This is a genomic window from Collimonas silvisoli (assembly GCF_018305005.1).
Lineage (GTDB): Bacteria > Pseudomonadota > Gammaproteobacteria > Burkholderiales > Burkholderiaceae_D > Collimonas > Collimonas silvisoli.
The window spans coordinates 1-3,906 of sequence record NZ_JAGQEG010000188.1; the positions used below are offsets into that span (position 1 = coordinate 1).

A 3,906-nucleotide genomic window follows, 5' to 3' on the forward strand; every position below is an offset into this window, starting at 1 on the left:
TGCCGCCCGCCGACAGGCTGCTGCCGACGGCGATCTGGTCATGCATGTCAACGCTCTGCGATCCGCTCCGTTTGCCCGACTTGCCCTGGCCATCCAGGTGGGTGCTGCTGGTGTCGGTGGCGTTCTGAATGGTGACGTTGCCGCCGGCGGCCACCAGCATGTCCTTGCCTGACGACAGGCTGCTGCCGGTCACCGTCAGGTCGCCCTTGCTCACCACGCCGAGATTGCCGCCGGCGGCCACGGTGCTGCCGACCGCATGCGTGGCTTGCACGTCGGCATGGCTGTTCGCCGTCGGCGTCACATAATGCGATCCCGTCGATACCGTCTCGACATTGATCGCATTCCCTGCTGTCAGCATCGCATTGCCGCCGGCGCTGATCTGCGCGCCTTGCAGATTAAGATTCTGACCGGCAGACATGATCAGATTATTCGTCGCCGCGATCTTGCCGACCGCACCCACGGCAGTAATCGTTGATGAGCTATTGCCGAAATGGGTGATCGCCGTGTTGGTGACCGACTGATCCAGGATATTGTTACCGGCAAACAGACCGATATTACCGCCCGAGAGCGTGCCGCCGATGTTGCTGATATCGTGATCCGCCGCCAGCAGCAATTGCTTCGTACCCGAGAGCGTACCGCCGGTGTTAACGATATCCGTGCCCTTGATACTCACCGAATCGCCGGCAATCAAGGCGCCGGTCGGCGTCAAGTCCATGCTCTTGGCCAGATACACTTGTGGCACCAGCACCGTCTGCTGGCTGCCGTCCGGCAGGGTCACGGTTTGGCTGACCAGCCAGACGATATCGGTGGTCAGCGCCGCCATCTGCGCATCCGACAGCGCCATGCCGGGCACCATATTGAACTGCTTGGCAAATGCGACGCCGTTGGTCATCAGCGATTTATATTCTTCTTCCGCACTGGCATAGCCATGCAAATAACGCATGCCCGTCAGATTGGTGACCTGGTCTGTCATCAGCTTTTCTTCATAGAAGCCGTCGCCCAGGCGCTTTTGCGTAGCCGCCGGGTTGATGCCCAGCAAATTGAGCATGTAGTCGCTGGAGATGAAATTGCCGTACTGCGTGAAGCGCGGATCGGTTTCGATCAGATAGGGCTGATTCGGCTGCGGCCGCACGGAATACAAACCATTGGTCGGGAGCACAGTATTGATCGCGCCGGCGCGCGCACCGTCAACCACACGCGCAGCGCCTGGAATGGTTGTATTACTGGTGCCGCCCACTGCGCTCAAACCACCGACACCGGTCTGGTTCCCGGTGGGCACCCCGCTGATCGTGTTATTCGTCGCCAGCGCCAGCGGCGCGATACTGTCGCCCAGGCCCAGCGAGGCGGCACTGGCGCCGAGTGGCCGGGTCGATGCGCCCACACTGGCATTGGTGATTTGACCGCCGGTAATCGACACCGCCTGATTGCTGGTGATGGTGCCGCCGGCTGTGCCGATGTTTTGCGTGATCGGCGTATTGCTCCAGGTGGTCCATTGCACCGGCGGCGCCGGCAAGCTATCCGCCGTACCGAAACCGCTAGTGTTGGTCGAGGTGTAGGTGCGCGTCAGCTGCGTCGACGTATTGACGATCTTGGTATTGTTGCTGCCGTCGGCGGACGCCACGCCGTCAATGGTCAGATTGCCGCCGGCGGCGATTTGCCCATTGTCGTTATTCAATTGCGTGCCGACGGCGATATGCATGTCGCCGCCGGACGTGATCTTCGCCGGCGCGCCGGTCGTCGGCGCCAATTGCGTCTCTGTGACGACCTGATGCGCAATGCGTTCGACCTCGCTCGGATAACTGCCAGCGTAATAGGCACGGACCAGTTGCGTGTCGTTCTGGAAAGTGGCAGTCGGGTCGGTATAGGCCGGAATCGTGACCAGACGTACACAGTTGGTCGTGCAGTTGCCGTATTGGTTGGAATACGTGATCGTCCCTAAGACATTGCGATAGATATTGCCACTCGTGAGGTCAGTCCAGGCGCTGTTGCCGGCGACCTGGTCCGGATTGGCCTGATTGTCGCTGCGCTTCGTAAAATAGATCACCTGTATGCCGGCGGTTGGCGCCACCCGCGACTGGCTCAGGTATTGGATGTCTTCCGTGCCATTCGGCAAGGGGTAGGCCAGGCCGCCATAATTGATTTCAAACGCCGAATCGGTGGCCGACAGCTTCACCACCGCCTTGTAAATCAGATACCCGTCCGGCGTCACCACCGGCGTCACCGACAAGATCGATGCCGGATTCAGATAATAGTTATCGTGCATGTGCGTATTGGAGTTACGCGTGGGGGTGCTTCCCCGCGCCAACGAGGTCCACCAGGGCGATTGCGTCATGGTGCTGGTCGTATCCGAGATAGTCACCGTGTTGACCTGCACGTTCTGCCGCACATTGTTGATCTGGTTGGCGGCGACATTCATGGTGCCATCGGCTTCCATCGTCGACGACAGATTGTTGATCGTGCCGGTCTGGTTGAACAGATAGCCGTTGGCATCCTTGGCGCCATTGGCCGCCATGTTCAAATCGCCCAGGCTGTAGAGCGTTGCACCGTTCTGGTTATTGACGGTGCCAGTCACCCACAGATTGACCTGGTTGACGCCGGCAATGATGGCGGCAGCGCCGTCGTTGGTGAGCGTAGCGGCGTTGACCGTGACATGGTTGCCGATCAGGGTGCCCGTATTGCCGAGCAGGCTGCTGGTGGTATTGACGTTATTACCCTCGATGCGGCCGGCATTGAGGATAGTGCCGGCGCCGGTATTGATGGTGGTGGCGCCGGTCGTTGCATCGCCCGGATTGCCGGAGGCGATGTCGGCGCCGGCTACGTTGAACAGGTTGGCGGCATTGAGGGTGAGGTTGCCCGTCGCAGCCAGGGTGCCGGTATTGACCAGGCTGCCGGTCGTCGACAAGGTCAGGTTGCGGTTGGCGGTAATCTGGTTCGTTGCGGCATAGGTATAGTTCCCTTGCAGGCTGACCGCGCCATCGCGGCCGGCGATGATCTTGCCGTCGCCGGCTAACGTTGCCGCCGTGGCTTGCAGATCCAGATCGCTGCCGATGGCGCCACTGGCGTTGGTCAGCGTGCCGGTATTGATGGCGATGCCGCCGCCGCTGCTCGCCGGATTCGCAATTTTACCGCCGGTATTATCGATGCTGGCTGCGGTCAGGGCGACGTTGCCGCCGCTGATGCCGCCGCCGACATTGGCCAGCGCGGCGCCGGCTTGATTGAGCGTCAGCGCGCCGGTGGCGATCAATTGACCGCCTGTGTTGTCCACGCTGGACGGCGTATTCAGATTCAACGCGCCGCCGGCGATGATGTGGCCGCCTTGCGTGTTGCTCAACGCCGGCGTGACAATCGTGACATCGCCAGTACCGCCGATCAGCCCGGAGCCGGTGACGGCGGACGGATTGGCATTGGTGACCTGCGTGGATGCGACAACGGTAGTCAATCCATTGCCGACATTGATGATTTTACCGTTGGTGTTGTCGACCGTACTGCCGGAAACCTGCAGTTGACCGTTGTTGCCCAAGGCTTCGATCTTGCCGCCGACGTTGCTCAATGCGCCCTGCGCTGCCGTGGCGACATTGCCCATCGCTTCCATGGCGCCATTGGTGTTGTCGAGTGTGCTGGCGGAAGACACCGCGAGATCGCCGAGCGCGCCGAGTGCGCCGCTGGCATTGTTGATGCTGCCGGCCGTCGCGGTTACAGCTCCCTTACCGCTGATGTTGCCGGAACCGCTGGTCTTGACCACGGTTCTCTGAACAATCTGGGTGTAGTCGCGCTTATCGAAGCGTTCAATCCTGTCCTCCTGCCTGAAATCGTTGTGCAGTTTGCCGGCTGAATTTATCCTTTGCCTTAAAACCACCATCAAACACCTTTTTGATATGTATTTACGGTTTCTTACATGGTATTTTG

1 protein-coding gene is annotated in these 3,906 nt (G+C 60.2%); it reads right to left on the minus strand.

The features are described 5' to 3' along the window. Positions 1–3,859: beta strand repeat-containing protein (locus KHU33_RS25660; protein ID WP_211468306.1), on the minus strand; the 3,859-nt coding region annotated here is incomplete at its 3' end. Positions 3,860–3,906: the final 47 nt, after the last annotated feature.